The following is a 22627-nucleotide window of genomic DNA, read 5'->3' as shown; positions in this document are numbered from 1 at the left end:
TTGGTGCATCCTGTGTACCAATGATTCAACTGTTGCAGTGACTGGAGAGCAACGCTAACCTCCGCATATGGAGCAGGGCATCCTCAGGGAAAGACTGGTTGCCGATTTCGAAGCGCTGCCGAAGCAGCTGCGGCAGGCTGCCCGCTACGTGCTCGACCACCCGCGCGATGTTGCCCTGCTTTCCATGCGCAAGCAGGCGCGCGAGGCAGGCGTTCAGCCAGCTACGATGACCCGGCTGGCGAAGCGGATCGGCTTCGAAGGCTATGACGCCATCCGCGACCTCTATGCGACCGCGCTGCGCGAAGCCGAACCGCAAACATTCACGGACAAGGCTGGCGCGCAGGTGCGCCGCCAGAAGATGGACGGCGATCGAGCGCTGGCGCAAGCCATGCTGCAGCGACTGTCCCTGCAGATGGCGGAACTTAGCAGCCCGGAAGGCCTCGAGCGCCTGGAGAGGGCCGCCCTCACGCTGAGCTCCGCGCGGCGGATCTATTGCGTCGGCATGCGCTCGAGCCACGCGATTGCGTGGCAGTTTCACTACATCCTCACGATGCTGGGCGATCGCTCGGTCCTGGTGGATGGGCCCGGAGGAACCGGAACCGACGCGATGGGGCGGATCGCGGCGGGCGACGTTTTGCTTGCGGTGAGCGTTGCACCGTACACCAAGGCGACGGTCGAACTTGCCCGTCTCGCGGCAGCTCGCAGAGCCGTCATTGTCGCGGTCACCGACAGCGAAGTGTCGCCGCTTGCCCGCATCGCGCGCGATGTTGTGCTGGTGCCAACGGATACCGCATCCTTCATGCACACGATGGCGCCCGCTTTTGCTGTCGCCGAGATCCTTGGAACACTCATCGCGGGCCATCTCGGAGAGGGCGCGCTCGCGTCACTCCGGCGTTTCGACGCCCAGGCCGAAGAGCTGGGCATCCACCTTCAATCGTCCCGCAAACGAAAGCCAGCAAAGTCATGACCCGCCTTATGCATCGCTCCCTCCTCGCCAAGCCGCCAGTGGCCGTCGCCGCGCGCGGAATCGAGATTTTCGATGCCGACGGCAAGGCTTACATCGATGCGTCTGGCGGTGCCGCTGTCTCGTGCCTCGGACATGGCCATCCTGCCGTCCTGGAGGCGCTGCATGCACAGCTCGACCGGATCGCTTACGCCCATACCGGCTTCTTCACGACCGAGGCAGCCGAGCGTCTTGGCGAGCGGCTGATCGAGGATGCCCCGGAAGGGATCGAACACGTCTACCTCGTCTCCGGGGGATCAGAGGCAGTAGAGGCCGCGCTGAAGATGGCGCGCCAGTATTTCGTTGAAACCGGCCAGCCGCAGCGCCGCCACATCATCGCCCGCCGCCAGAGCTATCACGGCAATACGCTGGGCGCACTGGCCACCGGCGGCAACGAATGGCGCCGCCGCCAGTTTCGTCCGCTGCTGATCGAAACCCACCATATCGATCCCTGCTTTGCCTACCGCTTCCAGCGCGAGGGCGAGAGCGATCAGGAGTACGCAGCGCGTGCGGCCGCAGCGCTTGAGGAAAAGCTGCTTGAGCTCGGCCCGGATACGGTGATCGCGTTCGTCGCCGAAACCGTTGTGGGCGCAACCGCCGGCGCCGTGCCGCCGGTGGCCGACTACTTCCGCCGCATTCGCGAGATCTGCGACCGCTACGGCGTGCTGCTGATCCTCGACGAGGTGATGTGCGGCATGGGGCGCACCGGTACGATGCATGCGTGCGAGCAGGAGGGGATTTCACCTGACCTGATGACGATCGCAAAGGGCCTTGGAGGCGGGTTCCAGCCGATTGGCGCGGTCCTCGTGTCCGGCAAGATCCACGACGCCATGCGCGATGGGTCCGGCTTCTTCCAGCACGGACACACTTACATCGGCCATCCGATGGCGGCGGCAGCGGGCCTCGCCGTGCAGGAGACTATCCGGCGCGAGGGGCTTCTCGAAAACGTGCGGGCAATGGGCAACGTACTCGAACAGCGGCTCAAGGCCCGCTTCGGGAACCACCACCGGGTTGGCGACATTCGCGGCCGCGGGCTATTCTATGCGATAGAACTGGTGGAGGACCGCGCGACCAGACGGCCGTTCGACGCGCAGCGCAAGGTGCATGCTGCCGTCAAACGGGAGGCGATGGCGCGCGGGCTTATGGTCTATCCAATGGGCGGGACGATCGACGGCGTCAATGGCGATCACGTGCTGCTGGCGCCGCCATTCATCGTCAAGGAAGCGGACATTGATCGTATCGTCGAGCGTCTTGGCGATGCGGTCGATGCCGCGGTCGGCGCCTGATGAAGGATCTTGGCGTGGCAGGGGCGGGAACCAGAATGCTCCCGCGGCGTCAATCAGAACCGGTTGACGAGGAGCCGCCTCGTCAACTGCCAGAGGGAAATGTGCTCAACAGGGAGGTGCACAGATGAAACGGCGTACACTACTCGGCTTCGGTCTTGTCTCGGCCATGTTCGCGTCACTGGCTGCAGGAACCGCTTCCGCCCAGGAGCAGCGGTTCATCTCGGTAGGTACCGGTGGCGTGACCGGCGTCTACTATCCCGTGGGCGGGGCCATCTGCCGCCTGATGAACCAGACGCGCCGCGAACACGGCATTCGCTGCTCGGTCGAGTCGACCGGTGGCTCGGTGTTCAACGCCAACGCCATCAAGGGCGGCGACCTCGAGTTCGGCATCGTCCAGTCGGACGTGCAGTACAATGCGTCGAAGGGCGAGGGAGCATTCGCGGACTCCGGACCGCACGACAAGCTGCGCTCGGTGTTCTCGCTTCATGCGGAACCGCTCACCGTCGTCGCGCGTGCTGATGCGGGCATCACCGACTTTGACAGCCTGAAGGGCAAGCGCGTCAACATCGGCAATCCGGGCTCTGGCCAGCGCGCGCTGATGGACCTGCTGATCGCCGAAAAGGGCTGGACGAATGCCGACTTCGCCCTCGCGGCCGAGCTCGCGCCTGCCGAGCAGAGCTCGCAGCTCTGCGACAACAACATCGACGCCTTCGCCTACACCGTCGGTCACCCGGCGGGTGCGATCCAGGAAGCCACCACGACCTGCGACTCGCGCATCATCCCCGTCGAAGGCGAGGTGGTCGACAAGCTCGTCGCTGAGCGTCCGTACTACTTCAAGGCGGTGATCCCCGGCGGGATGTACAACGGCAATCCGGACGACGTGAACACGTTCGGCGTGGGCGCGACGGTTGTTACCTCGGCGGACGTGCCGGATGAGGTCGTTCGTGCCTTTGTCGACGCCGTGTTCAAGGACTTCGACGCCTTCAAGAGCCTGCATCCGGCACTGGCGAACCTTAACCCTGAGGACATGGCGAACCAGGGTAACTCCGCCCCGATGCATCCGGCCGCGGAAGCCTACTTCAAGGAGAAGGGCTGGCTTAAGTAGCAGCCCCACCCGCGTCAGGGCGGTATAGGACTTTTCCGTCACCGCTATGCCGCGTACGCTGTAGCTTGCGCGGCTGACAAGATGAGGTGCCTCCGTCCGGGGGCGCCTCCTTCTCATGGCCAGGATCGTCAACCGGGAGGGGAACCGCCATGGCGATGGACGATAAATCGGGCGCCAATGCTCCGCTGAGCGAAGCCGAGCTACAGGATCTCGTTGCTGCGACCGATACGGGCGCAAGAAAGCCCGCAGGCTCTGCGGCCTGGGTCATCTCCGGCATCGCGCTGCTTTGGTCGCTGTTCCAGCTCTATATCGCGTCTCCGCTGCCGTTCACGCTGAGCAGCCTGACTGGCCTGCCACTGGTGCTGAACGACACGCAGACGCGCTCGGCGCACCTGGCGTTCGGCGTCTTCCTCGCCTTCATGGCCTATCCTGCATTCGCCCGCAGTCCGCGCGACCGTGTTCCCGTCATCGACTGGATCCTGGCAATCGCGGCGGCACTTGCCGCGCTCTACATCTTCATTTTTTACCGGGAACTGGCGCGCCGGCCCGGCCTGCCGATCACACAGGACCTGATCGTTGCCGGTATCGGGATCGTCCTTCTGCTTGAAGCGACGCGCCGCGCGCTCGGGCCGCCACTTGCGGTGGTCGCGCTCGTCTTCCTCAGTTACGTCTTCTTCGGCTCCTCGACACTGCTGCCAGACATCATCCGCTGGGGCGGCGCCTCGTTCGGGCGCGCGATGGACCAGATGTGGCTATCGACCGGCGGCGTCTTCGGCGTGCCGCTCGGTGTTTCGAGCGCTTTCGTCTTCCTGTTCGTGCTGTTCGGCTCGATGCTCGACAGGGCAGGGGCCGGCAACTTCTTTATCAAGCTCGCCTTTGCGCTGCTTGGCCACATGCGCGGCGGGCCCGCCAAGGCGGCTGTGCTGTCCTCGATGATGACAGGCCTGATTTCGGGCTCGTCGATCGCGAACGTCGTCACCACCGGCACCTTCACCATTCCGCTGATGAAGCGCGTCGGCTTCACGCCGGAGAAGGCGGGTTCGGTCGAGGTGGCGAGTTCGGTCAATGGGCAGATCATGCCGCCGGTGATGGGCGCTGCCGCGTTCCTGATGGTCGAGTATATCGGCATCCCATACATCGAGGTGATCAAGCACGCCTTCCTGCCGGCAGTCGTCTCCTACATCGCACTGCTCTACCTGGTACATCTGGAAGCCGTGCGTGGCGACATGCCGGTCCTGCCGAAGCGAGTTCATTCGACGGGCGTCCAGGCACTGCTGCGCGCCGGCATTGTCATCGCCTCAATCGTTATTCTCTCCGGGGCTGTCTACTACCTCATTTCCTTTATCCGGATGCTGCTGCCCGGCATCTCCGGTCCGGTGCTGATCCTGCTTCTGCTGGCCGCCTATGTCGCGCTCATCTGGTACGCCGCGAAGACGCCGGACCTTGAACTGGACGATCCGACCGCCCCGGTCGTGGAGCTGCCGCTGGTTAAGGACGTCATCAAGACGGGCCTGCACTACCTGCTGCCGCTGTTTGTGCTCGTCTGGTTCCTGATGATCGAGCGGCGCTCGCCGGGCCTGTCGGCGTTCTACGCGGTGCTCCTGCTGGTGGTGGTGGTGCTGACGCAAAAGCCGCTGAAGGCGCTGTTCAGGGGCGCCCAGACCTCCGGGCAGATGGAAGCCTTCCGCGAAGGTTTCGACGATCTCATCGTCGGCCTGATCACGGGCGCGCGCAACATGATCGGCATCGCCTGCGCCACGGCCGCCGCCGGCATTATCGTCGGCACCGTGACGCTGACCGGCATCGGCCAGGTGATGGCGGAGTTCGTCGAGTTCCTCTCGGGCGGAAATATCTTCCTGATCCTGGTCTTTACAGCGCTGATCAGCCTGATCCTCGGCATGGGCCTGCCGACCACGGCCAACTACATCGTTGTTTCATCGCTGATGGCGCCGGTGATCGTCGAAGTCGGTGCCGCCAACGGTGTGCTGATACCGCTGATCGCGGCGCACATGTTCGTCTTCTACTTCGGCATCATGGCCGACGTGACGCCGCCGGTGGGACTTGCATCCTTCGCGGCGGCGGCGGTTTCGGGCGGAGACCCGATCAGGACGGGCGTCGTGGCCTTCTTCTACTCGCTGCGCACGGTGCTGCTGCCCTTCATCTTCGTCTTCAACACCGACCTGCTGCTGATCGACGTGGGCTGGGTACAGGGCATCTGGGTATTCGTGCTGGCTACGCTGGCGATGCTCATCTTCGCGGCCGCGACGCAAGGGTTCTTCATGGCCCGCAACCGGGTATGGGAGACGGTCGCGCTGCTGCTCGTCACCTTCCTGCTGCTGCGGCCGGGCTTCTTCCTCGATCTCGTCCAGCCGCCCTACGACCAGGTCGAGCCCCAGCGCATCGTGGAGGTGGTCGAGGCGCAGCCGGATGGAACGGCGGTGCGTGTCCATATCGTCGGCCCGTCCTTCGACAATCCTGACCAGATGCGCGAGCGCGTCATGTCGTTCGAGCTCGGGCTGGCTGGGGCACCCGGCCAGGAACGCTTTGAGGCCGCGACGGGTCTGCCGATGCGGCTCGAGGGCGATCAGGCGGTGCTTGACGAGCCGCTAGACCTCAACAGTCTCGCCGGACGTACGCTGTCGGACCTCGACTTCTATGGCGACGTGCCTGTCACCGTTCCGGTCGTTGAAGTTCCGGCAGAACGCATGCCGCGCGAGGTGTTCTACATCCCGGCCCTGCTGCTGTTCCTGCTGGTGGTGTGGTCGCAGCGCCGGCGCGGCGGAACGCTTGCCGGCAATCCGAAGGCTGCCTGAGGAGCGATGCGATGTACAAGAACATTCTGGTTTCGATCGATCTTGGAGAGGCCGAGGCGGAGCAGAAGGCAATCCGGACGGCTGTCGAGCTCGCAAGGTTCACCGGCGCCAACCTGCACGTCCTGACCGTGGTGCCGGACTATGGCATGTCGATCGTCGGCGGCTTCTTCCCGAAGGGGCATGAAAAGCAGGCGATCGAGCAGGCGAACGCGGCGCTGCACGAGTTCACCAAGGTGCATGTGCCCAAGGAGGTCAAGCACCGCCACATCGTCGGCCACGGCTCGATCTACCGGGAGATCCTGCACTATGCGGGAGTCTGCAAGGCCGACCTGATCGTCATGCTCGCGTCGAAGCCCGGGCCCGAGAACTACCTTCTCGGCCCCAACGCGGCACGCGTCGCCCGCCACGCGAGCATGTCCGTACACGTGGTCAGATAGCTCGGACGCGGCATCGTCGCGGTCTGGTCCTCGGGCAGGTGGCAGGCGGGTTTTAGCGGCGCGCTAGTCGATGGGCCTCTAACCCGTTCAGCCATGCGATCACAAGCTCAGGCGCCCGACTTAGGAAACGACATTCGCCAGTGCGTCGGAGATCGAGGCGGCGGTGTCGCGGATGAGGCGCGCGAAGTCGTCGTGGCGGTCCTCCGAGTAGCGGTAGAGGGGAATGCTGATGCTCACGCACGCGACCGGCTGACCTGACCTGTCGCGGATCATGCTGCCGAAACAGCGAATGTCGGGTTCGTTCTCCTCGTGGTCATAGGAATAGCCGCGCTGGCGGGTCTTGCAGATCTCCTGATAGAACGCCTCGGGATCGGTGAACGTATGCTGGGTAAAACGCGGCATCTCCAAGGTGGAGATGATCCGTCTCGCCTGCTCGTCCGGCAGGGCAGCGAGATATGCCTTGCCGACCGAGGTTGAGTGGAATTCGACCCGCGCGCCAATGCGGGTCATCATGCGCACGGCGTTCGGGCTCTCCAGCTTGTCAATATAAGCCATGCCGTCGCCGCTCGGGACCGCAAGGTGCACGGTCTCGTTCGTCGCGTTGCGCAGGGCTTCGATGAACGGCCGCGCGATTGTGCGAAGATCCGACTTTTCCCAGGACTTCGAGGCAAGGCGGATCAGCCGCATACCGAGGGCGAAGGAGCCAGTCTCTTCATCCTGGGTGACAAGCCCTTCGGCGATTAGCCCGGCGACGATGCGATAGGTGGTCGCCCGGGGAAACTGGACGAGCCTTGTCAGTTTGCCAATGTCGAGTTCGCCGGGGTTGTCGGCAATCGCCTGCAGCACGGTCATGAACTTCGTGAATGCCGCCGTCCCCTGAACCTGGGCGGCGGCAGACTTTTCCCCTTGCGCAGCCAAGCGCTTCGTCATTGCGGCGAACCTTTCACGAGAGCAGAAGTCTCCCCCTTAGGCTCGGGACTCGATGAGGTCAACGAGCTCCGCCGGCAGGTTCTGGTAGCAGACCGGGCGCAGGAAGCGCCTGATCGACAGCGTGCCCACCGAGGTCGCGCCGAAATTCGTCGAAGCGGGGTAGGGACCGCCGTGGACCATGGCATCGCAGACTTCCACGCCGGTGGGGAACCCATTGGCGATCACGCGTCCCGCCTTCCGCTCGAGTACGGGAAGGAGGCGTCCCGCAAGGGCGACGTCACCCGCGTCCATGTGGAGCGTCGCGGTAAGCTGGCCTTCGAATGCGCTGGCGAGTTCCAGCATCTCGTCGGCGTCACGTACGGTCACGATGATGCCAAACGGCCCAAAAACCTCGTGGGCGAGGTCCGGATTTGCCCGCCACGTCTCGGCCGAAACCTTCAGCAGCACGGGGGCAGCGGAACGGCCGCTGCACTCTGCGCGGACAAGAATTTCCGCTCCGGGAGTCTCGGTCGCTGCCGCGGCACCCTTGGCAAATGCTGAGGCGATGTCGTCGGTCAGCATCGTCTGCGACTGGGTCGTCTGCAGCGTGGCAACAGCGGCCTGGAGAAGCGCATCCAGCCCATCGCCCTCAATGGCGAATGCAACGCCCGGATTGGTACAGAACTGGCCGGCGCCGAGGGCGAGGGACTCCGCCCAGCCGGTGCCGATTTCCGCGCCACGCGCAGCGACCGCCGTCGGGAGCATGAACATCGGATTGATCGAGCCGAGCTCGCCGAAAAAGGGGATCGGCTCCGGCCGTGCAGCGCAGAGATCGAACAGGGCGCGGCCGCCGCGAAGCGAGCCGGTAAAGCCGACGGCCTTGATCAACGGGTGCTGCACCAGGGCGCTGCCCACCTCGCGATTGCCGCCCTGAACCAAGGAGAATACGCCGGGATGAAGGCCCAGCCGCTGCCTTGCGGCATCGATCGCTTCGGCGACGATTTCACCAGTCCCGGGGTGCGCGGAGTGACCCTTGACGACGACCGGGCAGCCGGCAGCCAGCGCGGCCGCCGTATCGCCGCCAGCGGTCGAGAATGCGAGCGGAAAGTTGGACGCGCCGAAAACGGCCACCGGGCCGATCGGGCGCTGCATCATGCGCAGTTCTGGCCGCGGTGCGGGACGGCGGTCGGGAAGGGCGGGGTCAACGCGGCGGTCGAGGTACTGTCCCGCGAGGATATGCTGAGCGAACAGCCGGAGCTGACCGACTGTGCGACCGCGTTCGCCGACGAGGCGGCCTTCGGGAAGTCCGGTTTCCTGCGTGCCGATCTCGGTGATGGCGTCTGCGCGTGCCTCGATCTCGTCTGCGATCGCGTTGAGGAACTCCGCGCGAGCGCTGGCCGGAAGATAGCCGTAGCTCGCAAACGCCTCTTCGGCCGCGCGGCAGGCGTCATCGACATCGGCCACGGTGCCCACGCTGAACGGATGCGGGCTGCCGGTTGCCGGCGATGACTGGAAGGTGCGCGTTCCCTGTCGCCAGGAGCCCGCAATGAGGTGCTTTCCGTGCGGCGTGTAGGACATTCGAAACCTCCGTAAGCTGGCGCCGGTGTGACCCGAAGCACGGGGAGCGCCACGTCCATCATATGGTCAACTCTTCCACATACTGATTGGCATTTCGCCGCCGGATGAGTCAACCTGAAGTAACTTCTGGCTAGCACGCATCTGAGGTTGACAAGACATCCAACCTCGGCAACGATCCTTGGGCAATTCGTCCATATTATGGACGTTCGTGACAGCAGAAGTTGAGTGACTCGAGGGAGGAGTTCGTGACGGGGGTGGAGCTACGGGAGCCTTGGGCTTAAGCGCCGGCTTCCTCATCGTGACTGTCAAAGAACCCCGACCCCGCGACAAGTGCCGCGGAGCCCAAGATTTCTGCATTCTGTAGCCCGGGAATTCGGCGTGACGGAGAGCAAATGCACCTCATCAACTACCTGACCAGCATCAACTTCGGCCCCGGCGCGCTCGCGTCTCTTGCGGCCTCCATGCAGGAACTCGGGATCACCCGTCCGCTGGTGGTCAGCGACAACGGTATCAAGGCGACCGGCATCCTCGACCATCCGTCCCTCGGCCCCGTCGCCACGGCGCCCCGCTTTCTGGACGTTCCTACCAATCCAACCGAGTCCGCGGTCAAAGCGGCCCTGTCCGTCTACCGCGACAACGGGTGCGACGGGATCGTCGCGATCGGCGGCGGATCGCCGATTGATCTTGCCAAGGGCGTGGCTCTGCTCGCCACCCATGAGGGGGACCTGGAGCAATATGCTGCCATCCTCGGCGGCATTCCGAAGATCACCAGCGCCGTGGCTCCCGTCATCGCCGTGCCGACGACGGCAGGAACCGGCTCGGAAGTCGGACGCGCGGCGCTGATCACGCTCGACGATGGACGCAAGCTCGGTTTTATCAGCGGGTATCTCATTCCCCGCCGCGCCATTTGCGACCCCGAACTGACTCTCGGGCTTCCGCCGTTCTTGACGGCCGCGACGGGTCTCGATGCGCTGTCGCATTGCATCGAGACTTATCTTTCGCCCCGATTCAACCCTCCGGCCGATGCAATCGCCGTCGATGGGTTCAGGCGCATCTGGCAAGCCTTGCCGAAGGCCTTCTCCGACGGGTCCGACATTGGCGCACGCACGGAAATGATGATGGGCGCGCTACAGGGCGGCCTTACCTTCCAGAAGGGCCTCGGCGCAGTGCATGCGCTCAGCCATGCGCTCGGGGGCCTCAAGGAACTGAAGCTCCACCACGGGACCCTCAACGCGATCCTGATGCCGCCGGTCGTGCGGGTAAACCGGGACGATCCGGTTGCCGCGGACAAGATCGCGCGGCTCGAACGAGAGGTGGGGCTGGAAGCTGGCGGTCTTGCTGACGCGCTCGATGCCCTCAACGTGAACCTCGGGATACCGGCGAAGCTGTCCACGCTCGGGGTGACGCGTGAGGTGTTCGACTGGACCTGCGAGCGGGCGCTGGCGGATCACAGCCATCAGACCAATCCGAAGCCGCTGACACACGGCGACTACGCATCGATCCTGGGAAGCGTGATGTGAGGAGGTGGCAAAAGGTGTTGACCCTGGAGCGACGTCGATGAAGCGGGGCGTGGCACTCGTAACTGGAGCCGGTCATGGGATTGGCGCTGCAACTGCAAGGATGCTTGCTGCCGAGGGCTACAACATCTGCGTCAACTACCGGGCAGATCATGATGCGGCGGCCGCCGTTGTCGCTGACTGCGAGGCGGCAGGTGTGAGGGCCGTCGCTGTTGCCGCGGATGTCGGCGACCATGGCGAGGTGGCGAGGCTGTTCGAGGAATGCGACGCCGCGCTCGGGCCCATTACCTGCCTCGTCAACAACGCCGGCATCATCGGCCAAGCTTCGCGCCTTGAGGAGCTGACGCCGGAGCGGCTGATGGCGACCTTCGCTGTCAATACCTTCGGAGCCTTCTACTGCACGCAGCAGGCGGCGGCGCGGATGTCGACCAGGAAGGGCGGCAGCGGTGGAGCGATCATCAACATCTCGTCCATCGCGGCGGCGCTCGGCAGCCCGAACGAGTACATCCACTACGCCGCCTCGAAGGGGGCGCTCGAGACGCTGACCGCCGGAAGCGGCAAGGAACTTGCTCCCGAAGGCATCAGGGTCAACGCTATACGTGTGGGCACGACGAACACGAGGATTCACCAGACCGAAGGAAACCCGGAGCGGCCTGGCAAGATCGCGGCTCTGACGCCGATGGGCCGCATTGCCGAGCCCGAGGATATTGCGCGCGCCGTGGTCTGGCTGGCTTCACCGGGAGCCGCCTTCATCACGGGCACGACGATCACGGTTTCTGGAGGTTTCTGAGGAAGAGGAAACGCGCGGCTCCGAACTGGGAGGGCACCGGGGAACGCGGGAGCTGTTGAACAGAGTCAATCTGGGAGGAGAGCATATGAAGCTGTTAAAGAGCATTCTTGTTTCGGTTGCCCTGGCGGGGACGGCTGTGCCGGCGCTAGCCGATTATCCGGAACGGCCGATCACTCTCTATGTGGCATGGGGTGCAGGCGGCGGCACGGACGCCGTTGCGCGCCTCATTGCGGTGGGCCTCGAGAAGGAACTTGGTCAGCCGGTCAATGTAGTCAACCGCACGGGTGGTTCGGGCGTTGTCGGTCACGCCGCCATGGCCGAGGCAGATCCCGACGGCTACACGCTTGGCCTTGCTACCACCGAGGTCAACCTGATGCACTGGCTGGGCCTCACCGAGCTCGACTACAATGTCTACACGCCGCTTGCCCTGATGAACACGGATCCGGCGGGCGTCCAGGTGTCGGCGGATTCCGAATACAAGACGGTGGGCGACCTGCTCAAGGCGATCAATGATTCCCCGGCCGGGACATTCAAGGCGACCGGCAGCGGGCAGGGATCGAGCTGGCATGTCGCCATCGCCGGCATGCTGAACGCTGCGGGAACGGATGCCTCCAAGGTGACCTGGGTCCCCAGCGACGGTGCCGCGAGCGGTCTGCAGGAGCTGCTTGCCGGCGGCGTCGACATCGTGCCGTCATCGCTCGTCGAGGCGCGCGCGCTGATCGAGGCGGGGCGCGTCAAGTCGCTGGCGTACATGAGCAGTGAGCGCTCCCAGCTGTTTCCTGACGTTCCGACACTGAAAGAAGAGTCCGGTTCTGACTGGGAGTTCGGCGCGTGGCGCGGGATAGTGGCTCCGAAGGGGCTGCCGGATGATGTGCGCGATCGCCTCGTCAGTGCTTTGGAGACCGTCTACAACAGCGAAGACTTCCAAGGCTTCATGAGCAAGCAGGGCTTCGGGGCTCGCTTCCTTCCCGGCGAAGAGTTCGGGAAATTCATGGCGACCAACGACGTCAACTTCGGCGAGACGATGAAGGCCATTGGCCTCGCGAAGTGATTTGCCGCCTCAATGCAGGCCCGCTGCTGCAGCGGGCCTGCGCTCACCTTGCATGAACTCTTACCGAGGTGCTGCGGATGCGTTTTAGCGACAGCATGCTGGGAGCCATCTTCCTCGTGGCTGGCATTGCGCTAGGCTGGTATTCGTACGAGCTCCCGTCGATCCCGGGGCAGAACTATGGAGCCTCGACCTTTCCTTTCATGATTGCCCTTGGAATGATCGCGTGCTCCGCACGGCTCATCTACGTGGGATGGCGAAGCGGCAAGGAGCCGCCTGTCTTTCTTTCCGAGAACCTGCGGAACCCGCGCGCGCTTGCTGCAGCACTCGCGACGATCCTCTTGATTGTCTTCTACATTCTGTTTTCGAAGCGTCTCGGCTTCATTCCAACAGCGTTCCTGATCACGTTGTGCATGTTCCTGATCCTCAGAGTCTCGCTCCTGAAGGCGGTCGTGCTCGCGATATTCGCCAGCCTTGCCTGCGACTTCATTTTCCGGACCTTGCTTCTGGTCCCTCTGCCATCGGGCATCATGCCCCGGTTGCCCTGGTAGGAGGCGGACATGGATGCAATCGCTCAAGCTTTCGGACTCGTGACGACCTGGGATGTGATTTTCTCCGTTTTGCTCGCCTCCATCTTCGGACTGTTCGTTGGTGCCATTCCCGGCCTGACCGCCACGATGGCGACTGCGATGCTTGTGCCGCTCACCTTCTTTATGGAGCCAGTGGCAGCGGTCGGCGCGATGGTGGCGTGCTCTGCCATGGCAATCTTTGCCGGCGACATCCCCGGTGCGCTGCTGCGAATTCCGGGAACGCCCGCATCGGCCGCTTACGTGGAAGACACATACCGTCTGACCCAAAAGGGGAAGGCGGAGCTTGGGCTCGGCGCTTGCGTGCTCTTCTCCGCACTTGGGGGGCTATTCGGTACCCTCGTGCTCATTTTTGCCGCGCCGAGCCTTGCCGAGTTCGCGATCAAGTTCTCGTCGCCAGAATATTTCTGGATCGCGCTGCTCGGCCTCACTTGTGCGGTGTTTATGGGCGCATCGAACCCAGCCCGGGGGCTGCTCAGCCTCTTCATTGGCCTAACTGTAGCTTCAGTAGGCCTCAACAATCCGGCCGGGATTCCGCGACTGACGTTTGGCTCCACCGAGATGCTGGCCGGCATCGACTTCATTCCGGTGATGATCGGCATCTTCGCGATCTCGGAAGTGCTGCGCACAGTCATGGCCGGTACGGGGGCAACAGAAGGTGCCCCGAGGGCCGTCGGCAACATCTTCCGCGATTGGGGATGGATGCTGAAGAACTACTGGGCGCAATCGCTGCGCGGGAATGTCACCGGCACGGCGATCGGCATCCTGCCGGGAGCTGGCGCTGACGTTGCGGCCTATGTCAGCTATGCGGTCAGCAGGCGGTTCTCGAAGACACCGGAGAAGTACGGGGAAGGGCACGTCGAAGGCGTAATTGAAGCTGCGGCGGCCAATAATGCCTCGCTTTCCAGCGCATGGGTCCCCGCACTGGTCTTCGGCATACCGGGCGACACTATTACGGCGATCGTGATCGGCGTACTTTATGTGAAGGGCATGAACCCGGGCCCGACCCTGTTCATGTTCAACCCGCAGACCATATACGCGGTCTTCCTGATCTTCATCCTGGCGAACCTGATCATGGTTCCGCTCGGCTGGGGGCTCATCAAGCTGTCGAAAAACATCCTGCGGGTGCCCAAGCAGGTGCTGATGCCGCTGATCCTGATCTTCTGCATCGTCGGCGCATTCGCCTCGAACAACGCGGTTTATGGCGTGACGATCATGCTGGTCTTCGGCATCGTCGGATACCTGATGGAGGAGAACGGAATTCCGATCGCCCCATGCGTGCTCGGCATCGTGATCGGACCAATCCTGGAAAAGAACCTCATCTCGACCCTGATCAAGTCGCAGGGCAACCTGCTGGACTTCGTCAATCGCCCGGTGGCGTTTGGGATCTTCGTGCTGTTCTGCCTGATCTGGGTCGCGATAATCTGGTCCTGGATCAGGCCAAGGGAGAGGGAAGAGGCGGCTTGGGTTCCGGAAGAACCCAAGCCGTGACGATGGACAGACTAGCGGCGGGGCGGGGGGCTTCACCCGCCGCTAGCTCCTGCGGATGCACTCGATCAGGGCTTTGCCCAGTCGGCTCGCAGGATCAGCCAGATCGAGAACAACGTTCATGTGGTTCCTCGACGACACGTTAAGCAGTTCCGTGCTCTGGCCGGAGGCGCGCAGTTTTTCCTCAAGTGCCGCAGCCTGCTCGAGGAACGGCGGGGTCTCATCACCACCAAAGGCGATGATGCGATGCGGGCCTGGCAGCTGCGTCGAGGACAGTGGCGACCACAATGCCGCCTCTTCATGCGTCATCGCGGCTTCGTTCCTGAGGAAACTGTCGGGAATGTCCTTGAGGTCATAGATGCCGCTCAGGAGCAGCATCGCCTTGATCTGCGGCAGCTTTGGCTGTGTTTCGCCGGTGCCAATGGCAGCGAGGTATGACGACAGGTGCGCTCCTGCCGAATGGCCGCTCACGCTAATGCGGTTGGGATCAGCGCCGAAGGAAGCTGCGTTCTCCTGCAGCCAGATCAGCGCGCGCCGGACTTGCCCGACGAGGGTGGGGAGACGCTGGCCCGGCATCAGATCGTACTCAACCATCGCTGTGATCGCGCCGGCCGAGAGCGGCGTTTCCGCGACGAGCCGGTACAGTTCCTTCTCGCCCGATCGCCAGTAGCCGCCGTGCACGAACACATGCAGCGGCGCGCCCTCGGCGACGTTGTCGGGAAACAGAAGGTCCAGCGTTTCGCGCGGCCGCTCGCCATAAGGCACGTCCGTCCGCATCCTCACCCGCTCGGAGAGCGCGCGGCTACGTCTCGCGAATTCCTCAGAAATCGAGTCAAAGTCCTCGACGAAGTCGCGGATAAGATATGGATCCTGGCCCTTCATGTGTCCCTCGCGTTGGTCCTTGGTCCGGCAATCTAGCCGCTAGAACTCCACGGCGTAATACTTTGCCTCCATGAATTCGAGGATGCCGGTGACGCCACCCTCGCGGCCCAGGCCGCTCTGCTTGACACCGCCGAAGGGGGCAGCTGGATCCGACATCAGGCCGCGATTGATCCCAAGCATGCCGGTCTCGATGCGCTTGCCGACCCGCATCGCGCGCTTGAGGTCCCGGGAGTAGATGTAGGCGGCCAGGCCGTACTCCGTGTCGTTGGCAAGGCGGACCGCTTCGTCCTCGGTTTCGAACCTGTAGACCGGTGCCACCGGACCAAAGATCTCCTCGCTTGCCATCGAAGCGTCCACCGGGACGTTGTCGAGCACAGTAGGCGGGTAGTAGAAGCCGCTGCCCGGGAGCGGCGCACCTCCTGTGTGCACACGCGCCCCGCGGCTGACAGCTTCCGAGACGAGGCGATCGATCTTCTCGACGGCCTTCTTCGTGATCATCGGGCCGCATTGGGTGCCGGGATCAGTGCCGGGTCCAACCTTCAGCGCCGCCATGCGTTCAGTCAGTCCCGCGACGAAGGCGTCATGAATGCCGGACTGCACATAGAAGCGATTGGCAGCGGTGCAGGCCTCGCCGGCATTGCGCATCTTTGCGACCATCGCGCCATCGAGCGCTGCGTCGAGGTCGGCGTCGTCGAAGACGATGAAGGGGGCATTGCCGCCGAGTTCCATCGAGCAGCTGACGACCGACTTCGCAGCCTCGGCAAGCAGGATGCGGCCGACGCCGGTCGACCCGGTAAAGGAGAGCTTGCGCACGCGCGGATCCGCCAGCATAGCGCTCGTCACCGCGCCCGGATTGGTCGTGGTCATGACATTGACGACGCCGGCAGGCACGCCTGCCTCTTCGCCGAGCCGGGCCATCGCATAAGCCGTCAGCGGGGTCTCAGACGCCGGCTTCAGGATGACAGTGCAGCCCGCGGCAAGCGCGGGGCCAATCTTGCGTGTCGCCATCGCCGCAGGGAAATTCCATGGCGTGATCAGCAGGGAAATGCCAATCGGCTCATGGTCGACAAGGATGTTGTGCGAGCCGGATGGCGTATGACGATGCTCGCCGGGAATGCGGGAGGCCTCCTCGCTGTACCAGCGGAAGAATTCCGCCGCATAGGCTACTTCACCACGTGCATCAGGCAGGGCCTTGCCGTTCTCGAGCGAGATCAAATGCGCCAGTTCCTCGGCGTGGCGGGTCATCAGTTCGAACCAGCGGCGCAGGATTTCCGCGCGCTGGCGGGCTGGTGTCGCACGCCACCCCTCGGCCGCCTTCTCGGCCGCATCGACGGCCCGCATCGCGTCCGCGACGGTGGCATCCGGGACCTCGGCAAGCGTCCTGCCCGTCGATGGATCGACAACTGGAATGCCGCCACCGGCCTCCCATTGCCCGCCGATATAAAGTCCGCGGGCGTGAAGCGAAGGATCGGCAAAGTTAGGAATGCTGCGTTCAATGTTCATCTGGCTTCCTTCCGGTGTCAGTCGATCAGGCTGGCGTCGCCGGTGTAGGCGGCTTCGAGCAGCCTGCGCATGTCGGGCAGGGGGAGGGGGCGGGGATTGTTCTGGATGAGGCGGGCGATGCCGCAGCTTTGTTCGGCGGTCCAGTCGAGACGATCCTCGGCGAGCCCGAGGTCACGGAGCGTCGGTGGTATGCCGATCCGGCCAAACAGGCCGGCAATCGCCGGGATCAGCTCATCGGTCGACAGTCCGATTGCCTGTGCGATCTCGGTGAGTTCCGTCTCGATCGACGGCCGGTTCCATCGCATCACGTAGGGCATCAGGCAAGCGACCCCCGAGCCGTGCGCGGTGTGGGTGAGGGCCCCGACGGGATACTGAATGGCATGGGCGGCTGCCGTACCGGCAACGCCGAAGGCAAGGCCCGCAAGCGTTGCGCCCATCATCACCTTCTCGCGGGCGGCCGCGTTCGAGCCATCTTTGCAGGCTGATTCGAGGCCTTCCCACAGCAGGACGATTGCCCGCAAAGCAAGGTGATCAGAAAAGTCGTTCTTGCCGACAAAGACCCGGTCACGCGCAATGCCAGGTACGGCGTCGCGGCGGATTGCCGTGTAAGCCTCGATCGCGTGGGTCATCGCATCGGCGCCGGCGATGGCGGTCAGTCCGGGGGGGCAGGAGAGGGTAAGGTCCGGGTCGCAGATCGACACCGTAGGGATAATGTGGGGGCTGGAGACGCCGACCTTCAGCATGCGTTCGGCGTCGGACAGGACGGCCACCGGCGTTACCTCCGAGCCGGTCCCGGCTGTGGTCGGTAGGGCGATGATGGGCAGGACTGGGCCCGGCACATTGTGCTCGCCGTAGTAATCCTGCGGCTTACCCCCATGGGTCAGGAGAATGGCAACGCACTTCGCCATGTCGAGACACGATCCGCCACCGACCCCAATGACGATTTCGGGGGCAAAGTCGCGCGCGGCATCCGCGCTTTCGCTTGCGGAGTGGACCGGAACGTCGGGCAGGGTGGAGCTGTCAACACGTACCTCGACGCCAGACTTCCGCAGATCATCGACCATCGCCAGAAACTGTGCGTCGACGGCAAGGCGTGCGTCGGTCACGACCAGCGCGCGCTTTCCCATGGAGCTGGCGATGCGACCCAGAGCGTGCCGCTGGCCGCTGCCGAATACCAGTTCGCGTGGCGCCCTTATCGTGCCAAACAGATTCATTCCCTCTCTCCTCCCTGCGCCGCCAAGCGCCATCCTGCCGAGCGCAAAGCGGACTTCTTGTTCTTACGGACCGCCAAGGCACGTCCGAAAATCGTATATGAAATCGTATACGATATTTTATTTGACATAGGATACCCCTGATGCAACATATTTCTGCATGGTGACTTCGGAGGCAGAAGTGGCAGTAGCGGAAAGGGACGCGCGACAGGGCATTAGCAGGCCCGGCAGTGTCGTTGATGGCGTCTATGACATTATCTACCACCGCCTCATGTCGCTGGAGATCGCGCCTGGAGCGCGTATCCCGATCGATGTGCTCGCACGTGATCTCGGCGTGTCGCAGACGCCCGTCCGCGAGGCCCTGAGCCGACTTGAGCGTGAGGGGCTCGTTCGCAAGGAGCACCTCATTGGTTACAGCGCCGCGCCGCAGTGGACGCGCAAGCAGTTTGAGGATCTCTACGCGTTCCGTCTTCTTCTCGAGCCCGAAGGGGCTCGGCTTGCGGCCATCAACATGACGCCGGAGGCACTGCGCGAACTGGAAACGGGCGCGGCTGATATGGGCAGCGGCGAGCCGCCGGTTGACCGCAATACCCGCTACTCCCGCTTTGCGCGGGCTGATGCCAAGTTCCACGACGACATCATGCGGATATCGGGCAACGAGATCATCCGCTCGACCCTGTTCAACCAGCATGTGCACCTGCACATCTTCCGGCTGATGTTTCACACGCGGGTGACTCAGGAAGCGCTCGAGGAGCACGACGCGCTGCTCGAAGCGTTCCGCAACCGCGACCCGCAAACGGCCTATCAGGCCATGTACGTCCACATCGAGCGGTCGCGCGACCGCCTGCTCTCGGCTTTCGAATGAGCGCGCTGGTCGACATAGAACACAACCCGCCGCCGCAGCAGGTTGCCATGCGGGCCGAGGGGTTAGGTAAGGCCTATGGGCCGATTACCGTCTTGTCGGACGTCACCCTCGACATCATGGCTGGCGAGGTTCATGCGATCATCGGCGAGAACGGCGCCGGCAAGTCGACGCTGATGAAGCTCTTGTCGGGACACGTGCAGCCAACGACCGGGCGTATGTTCATCGAAGGCAATCCGGTTCAGTTCACTGACGCCGTAGAGGCCGAGGCTGCCGGGATCGTCCTCGTGCACCAGGAGATCCTGCTCGCACCCGACCTTACTGTTGCGCAGAATCTTTATCTTGGTCGCGAATTGACGCGCGGCTGGATGGTGGATGACCGCGCCATGAACCGGCGTACCGCCGAGTTGCTGGCGCGCGTCGGTTCCGTAGCCCGTCCGAACGACCGGGTCGGCGACCTGCCGCTCGCGCAGCGCCAGCTCGTCCAGATCGCCCGCGCGCTCCTCAACGAGCACAAGGTTGTTATTCTTGACGAACCGACTGCAGTCCTCGCCAATGACGAGGTAGATGCGCTGCTCGATATCGTCCGCAGCCTGCGTGCACATGGCGTCGCCGTCCTCTACATTTCCCATCGCCTCGAAGAGGTGGAAGCGCTGGCCGACCGAATTACTGTGCTCCGCGATGGGCGCATGATCGGCACCTGGCCGGCCGAAAACCTCAGCCAGCGCCAGATGGCGGAGCTGATGGTCGGCCGCGAGCTCGACATGCTCTATCCGCACAAGCGCGAAGCGACCACGGCCGCGTCCATTCTGGAAGTCTCCGACCTTGAAGTCGAGCATGGCGCCTGGAAAGCATCGTTCTCGGTTCGCCCCGGAGAGGTTCTCGGCATCGGCGGCATGATCGGCTCAGGCCGCACCGAACTTATTGAAGGCCTGATGGGGCTTCGGCCGTCGACCGCCGCAAGGGTGCGGGTCAACGGCAAGGACATTGCTGAGCGATCGGTTCGCTCGCTGATGGACGCGGGGCTCGTCTATCTGACCGAAGATCGCAAGGGCAAAGGGCTGCTGCTTGACGAGGAACTTGGCCCGAACCTGACGCTTCAGGCGCTCGACAGCGTCAACCCGAGCACGGTGCTCAATCGACGCGCTGAGATGTCCGCGCTCAAGCAGGCGGTGTCCGAATACGACATACGCGTGCGCTCGCTGACGCTGACCGCGGGCCAGCTGTCCGGCGGCAACCAGCAGAAGCTGTTGCTTGCCAAGGTGATGATGACCAATCCGTCGGTTGTGATCATTGACGAGCCGACACGTGGCATCGACATCGGCAACAAGAGCCAGATCTACGACTTCATCGACAAGATGGTGCGGGAGGGGAAGGCCTGCATCGTCATTTCGTCGGAAATGCAGGAGCTGGTCGGTCTCGCAGACCGCGTGCTCGTCATGCGCAACGGGAGGGTCGTCGCGGAACTGACCGGCGACGAGATCAATGAAAAGACCGTCATCTATGCCGCCACGTCCGGCATACGCGGGACGGCGGGGGAGGAAGCCTATGACAACAGCGACCGCATCAGTCGCGACCGCTGACGAAGGAAACCGCATTCGCTGGGCGGACTTTGCTCCGTTCATCGCTCTTGCGGTGATCGTTCTCCTCGGCGCGCTGATCAATTCGAACTTCACCTCAAGCGCGAACCTGATCAACGTGATCACGCGCTCTGCCTTCATTGCGATCATCGCGGTGGGCGCCACATTCGTGATCTCGTCGGGCGGCCTCGACCTGTCGGTCGGCTCGATGATGGCGTTTGTCACGGGCATCATGATCATGGTGATGAATGGCCTTGCCCCCGCCTATGGCGGCTGGGCGATCGTGATGGGGGCGGGCGTTGCGATATGTGTCGGCGCGCTGTGCGGGCTGTTCAACGGTCTCATCATAACCGTCGGCCGGATCGAGCCTTTCATCGTCACCTTGGGCACGATGGGCATTTTCCGCGCCTTCATCACCTTCATGACGGATGGTGGTTCGCTGCCGATCGACCGCAGCCTGCGCGAAGCCTACCGCCCGGTCTACTTCGGCAACTTCCTTGGTATTCCGTACCCTGTGCTGATCACGCTGGTCGTCGTGCTGCTGGGTGCCTTCATCCTTTACCGGACGAAGTATGGCCGCCGATTGGTCTCGTCGGGTTCGAACTCCGAAGTCGCGCGCTTCTCGGGCGTCAATGTCGGCCGGGTGCGCACGATCGCGTATGTCATTCAGGGCCTCTGCGTTGCCGTGGCCGCAATCTGTTACGTGCCGCGCCTTGGCGCTGCAACGCCCACGACCGGCCAGTTGTGGGAACTTCAGGTCATCACTGCCGTGGTGATCGGTGGCACCCTGCTTAGAGGAGGCAAGGGTCGCATATGGGGCTCCGTGGCGGGGGCCCTCATACTCGAGGTCATCGCGAACGTCATGGTCCTGTCGGACATGGTCTCCGAGTACCTCGTTGCCGCGGTGCAGGGCGCAATTATCATAATTGCGATGCTCGCGCACCGCTTCACAAGCAATCGCTGATGACAGCGGAACTACAATGTGGAGGAGAAACATGAGCATGCTTACACAGAAGGCGCGGATGCTCGCGTCGGCCGTTGCCCTCAGTCTGGCACTGCCACTCGGCGCGGCGGTTGCACAGGAGCGCGACGTGACCATCGCCGTTTCCATTCCGGCGGCTACCCACGGCTGGACCGGCGGCGTCGTCTACCACGCCGAGCAGGCCGAGAAGGAAATCGAAGCGGCCTTCCCGAACATCGACGTGGTCGTTTCGACCGCATCATCCGCGACTGCTCAGGTATCTTCGCTTGAGGACCTGTCTGCGACCCGCAAGCTCGACGCGCTTGTGATCCTGCCGTTTACCTCCGAGGAGCTCACCGGCCCCGTCGAGCAGGTGAAGGCCAAGGGCACCTTCATCACCGTCGTTGACCGCGGCCTGACCGATCCTTCGGTCCAGGATCTCTACGTTGCAGGCGACAACATCGCCGTCGGCGCGAATACCGCCCGCTGGCTCGCCGACAAGCTCGGCAACGAGGGCGAGATCGTCGTCCTGCGCGGCATTCCGACCGTCATCGACGACGAGCGCATCCAGGGCTTCTCGGACGTGATCGCCGAGACCAAGATCAAGATCCTCGACATCCAGTATGCGAACTGGAACCAGGACGAGGCCTTCACCCTGATGCAGGACTACCTCGCCAAGTACCCGAAGATCGATGCTGTTTGGGCGAATGACGACGACATGCTGCTCGGCGTGATCGAAGCCGTCGACCAGGCCGGCCGCAAGGACATCAAGTACGCGCTCGGCGGCAACGGCATGAAGCAGGTCATCGAGATGGTGAAGGAGAAGAACGAGCGCACGCCGATCTCGACGCCGTATCCGCCGTCCATGATCAAGTCGGCGATCTACATGACCGCTGGGCAGTTCGCCGGCCAGGCGCCGATGCGCGGCTCGTTCAAGCTCGATGCACCGCTGATCACGCCGGAGAACGCAGACCAGTTCTACTTCCCGGATTCACCGTTCTGATCCAGCGAGCGGCGCCCGCACCAGGCGGGCGCCCTTTTTCCAGACCACGTTTGAGGAGACCGAT

The 22627-nt window shown here is 63.5% G+C and carries 19 protein-coding genes; 14 read left to right on the top strand and 5 right to left on the bottom strand.

Annotation, left to right across the window (positions count from 1 at the left end):
• Window positions 1-67: 67 nt before the first annotated feature.
• The 5 genes from L630_RS0102560 to L630_RS0102540 all read left to right on the top strand — a co-directional run bounded on the left by L630_RS0102560 (window position 68) and on the right by L630_RS0102540 (window position 6644).
• A complete protein-coding gene (locus L630_RS0102560; RefSeq protein ID WP_024846723.1) occupies window positions 68-967 on the top strand; it encodes a MurR/RpiR family transcriptional regulator in 900 nt (299 codons plus the stop codon).
• Window positions 964-2289, top strand: a complete 1326-nt coding sequence (locus L630_RS0102555) for an aspartate aminotransferase family protein (protein WP_024846722.1) — start codon at window positions 964-966, stop codon at window positions 2287-2289. The genes L630_RS0102560 and L630_RS0102555 overlap by 4 nt, the downstream gene beginning before the upstream one ends.
• Window positions 2290-2413: 124 nt before the next feature.
• Window positions 2414-3394, top strand: a complete 981-nt coding sequence (locus L630_RS0102550; protein ID WP_024846721.1) for a TAXI family TRAP transporter solute-binding subunit — start codon at window positions 2414-2416, stop codon at window positions 3392-3394.
• 149 nt (window positions 3395-3543) lie between these two features.
• Window positions 3544-6207 carry a TRAP transporter permease gene (locus L630_RS0102545; protein WP_084465708.1) on the top strand — a complete coding sequence of 888 codons (2664 nt, stop codon included), beginning with the start codon at window positions 3544-3546 and terminating at the stop codon, window positions 6205-6207.
• A gap of 11 nt (window positions 6208-6218) precedes the next feature.
• Entirely contained in the window at window positions 6219-6644 is a 426-nt protein-coding gene (locus L630_RS0102540) for a universal stress protein (RefSeq protein WP_024846719.1), read from the top strand.
• 120 nt (window positions 6645-6764) lie between these two features.
• On the opposite strand, the gene L630_RS0102535 is transcribed toward L630_RS0102540, so the two are convergent.
• Both L630_RS0102535 and L630_RS0102530 read right to left on the bottom strand, forming a co-directional pair.
• On the bottom strand, window positions 6765-7574 hold the full coding sequence (locus L630_RS0102535; protein ID WP_024846718.1) for an IclR family transcriptional regulator: 810 nt from the start codon (window positions 7572-7574) through the stop codon (window positions 6765-6767).
• Between the two features lie 36 nt (window positions 7575-7610).
• Window positions 7611-9131: an aldehyde dehydrogenase (NADP(+)) gene (locus L630_RS0102530; protein WP_024846717.1), complete on the bottom strand. Its 1521-nt coding sequence runs from the start codon at window positions 9129-9131 to the stop codon at window positions 7611-7613.
• 392 nt (window positions 9132-9523) lie between these two features.
• Between L630_RS0102530 and L630_RS0102525 the strand changes: the two genes are divergently transcribed.
• The 5 genes from L630_RS0102525 to L630_RS0102505 all read left to right on the top strand — a co-directional run bounded on the left by L630_RS0102525 (window position 9524) and on the right by L630_RS0102505 (window position 14564).
• A complete protein-coding gene (locus L630_RS0102525) occupies window positions 9524-10651 on the top strand; it encodes an iron-containing alcohol dehydrogenase (protein ID WP_024846716.1) in 1128 nt (375 codons plus the stop codon).
• Between the two features lie 37 nt (window positions 10652-10688).
• The gene (locus L630_RS0102520) at window positions 10689-11438 is read left to right on the top strand and encodes an SDR family oxidoreductase (protein WP_024846715.1); all 750 of its coding nucleotides are present in this window, start codon (window positions 10689-10691) and stop codon (window positions 11436-11438) included.
• Between the two features lie 85 nt (window positions 11439-11523).
• Window positions 11524-12489: a tripartite tricarboxylate transporter substrate binding protein gene (locus tag L630_RS0102515; RefSeq protein ID WP_034329144.1), complete on the top strand. Its 966-nt coding sequence runs from the start codon at window positions 11524-11526 to the stop codon at window positions 12487-12489.
• Window positions 12490-12566: 77 nt separating this feature from the next.
• Window positions 12567-13037 carry a tripartite tricarboxylate transporter TctB family protein gene (locus L630_RS0102510; RefSeq protein WP_024846713.1) on the top strand — a complete coding sequence of 157 codons (471 nt, stop codon included), beginning with the start codon at window positions 12567-12569 and terminating at the stop codon, window positions 13035-13037.
• A gap of 9 nt (window positions 13038-13046) precedes the next feature.
• Window positions 13047-14564: a tripartite tricarboxylate transporter permease gene (locus L630_RS0102505; protein ID WP_024846712.1), complete on the top strand. Its 1518-nt coding sequence runs from the start codon at window positions 13047-13049 to the stop codon at window positions 14562-14564.
• A gap of 42 nt (window positions 14565-14606) precedes the next feature.
• Here the strand turns inward: L630_RS0102505 and L630_RS0102500 are convergent, their stop codons facing one another.
• Genes L630_RS0102500 through L630_RS0102490 form a run of 3 tightly spaced genes read right to left on the bottom strand, consistent with a single transcriptional unit; the run spans window position 14607 to window position 18160 of the window.
• Entirely contained in the window at window positions 14607-15443 is an 837-nt protein-coding gene (locus tag L630_RS0102500; protein WP_024846711.1) for an alpha/beta hydrolase, read from the bottom strand.
• Window positions 15444-15482: 39 nt separating this feature from the next.
• A complete protein-coding gene (locus L630_RS0102495; RefSeq protein ID WP_024846710.1) occupies window positions 15483-16946 on the bottom strand; it encodes an NAD-dependent succinate-semialdehyde dehydrogenase in 1464 nt (487 codons plus the stop codon).
• A 17-nt stretch (window positions 16947-16963) separates the two neighbouring features.
• The gene (locus tag L630_RS0102490; RefSeq protein WP_024846709.1) at window positions 16964-18160 is read right to left on the bottom strand and encodes an iron-containing alcohol dehydrogenase; all 1197 of its coding nucleotides are present in this window, start codon (window positions 18158-18160) and stop codon (window positions 16964-16966) included.
• A gap of 178 nt (window positions 18161-18338) precedes the next feature.
• On the opposite strand from L630_RS0102490, the gene L630_RS0102485 reads away from it, so the two are divergent.
• The 4 genes from L630_RS0102485 to L630_RS0102470 are packed head-to-tail and all read left to right on the top strand — an operon-like array spanning window position 18339 to window position 22563.
• Window positions 18339-19022 (top strand): GntR family transcriptional regulator, encoded by a 684-nt coding sequence (locus tag L630_RS0102485; RefSeq protein ID WP_024846708.1) that lies wholly within the window; start codon window positions 18339-18341, stop codon window positions 19020-19022.
• The gene (locus tag L630_RS0102480; protein ID WP_024846707.1) at window positions 19019-20602 is read left to right on the top strand and encodes a sugar ABC transporter ATP-binding protein; all 1584 of its coding nucleotides are present in this window, start codon (window positions 19019-19021) and stop codon (window positions 20600-20602) included. Before L630_RS0102485 ends, L630_RS0102480 begins: the two co-directional genes overlap by 4 nt.
• Window positions 20568-21563 (top strand): ABC transporter permease, encoded by a 996-nt coding sequence (locus L630_RS0102475; RefSeq protein ID WP_024846706.1) that lies wholly within the window; start codon window positions 20568-20570, stop codon window positions 21561-21563. Before L630_RS0102480 ends, L630_RS0102475 begins: the two co-directional genes overlap by 35 nt.
• Window positions 21564-21594: 31 nt before the next feature.
• A complete protein-coding gene (locus tag L630_RS0102470) occupies window positions 21595-22563 on the top strand; it encodes a substrate-binding domain-containing protein (RefSeq protein WP_024846705.1) in 969 nt (322 codons plus the stop codon).
• Window positions 22564-22627 lie beyond the last annotated feature (64 nt).

It is taken from the genome of Aminobacter sp. J41 (genome assembly GCF_000526635.1).
Lineage (GTDB): Bacteria > Pseudomonadota > Alphaproteobacteria > Rhizobiales > Rhizobiaceae > Aerobium.
This window is presented reverse-complemented; position numbering and strand designations above follow the sequence as displayed.